The sequence below is a fragment of the Pseudoalteromonas sp. CR1 genome (assembly GCF_019392235.1).
Lineage (GTDB): Bacteria > Pseudomonadota > Gammaproteobacteria > Enterobacterales > Alteromonadaceae > Pseudoalteromonas.
Genome location: NZ_JAHXRM010000073.1, coordinates 1 through 372, shown reverse-complemented (window position 1 = coordinate 372; position 372 = coordinate 1). Strand labels below are relative to the sequence as shown.

The following is a 372-nucleotide window of genomic DNA, read 5'->3' as shown; positions in this document are numbered from 1 at the left end:
AGCGTCGACACCGCCCTCCAGGCGATACATGCCCTTGATGATCGCCGCCTCTACCCCTGCGGGCAGGCTTGGTTGCGGGTAGTTTTCGTTCATCAGGGTGACGTAGTAGAACTCGTCCACGTCGTGTTCGAGCATCTGGCGCATGCCGTGGTCGAGAATCACCGCGAACTCGCCGGCAAACGCCGGATCGTAGGCGCGGCAGTTGGGCACGGCGGCGGCGCTGAGATGGCTGCTGCCGTCCTGATGCTGCAACCCTTCGCCACCCAAGGTGGTGCGCCCGGCGGTGGCACCGAGCAGGAAGCCACGGGCACGTTGATCGGCGGCGGCCCAGATCAGATCGCCGACGCGCTGGAATCCGAACATCGAGTAATA

At 64.5% G+C, this 372-nt stretch carries 1 pseudogene; it reads right to left on the bottom strand.

Features of this window, described 5'->3' with window-relative positions:
• A pseudogene (locus KZZ04_RS18535) lies at nucleotides 1-372 on the bottom strand (pyruvate dehydrogenase (acetyl-transferring), homodimeric type); the annotation flags it as partial.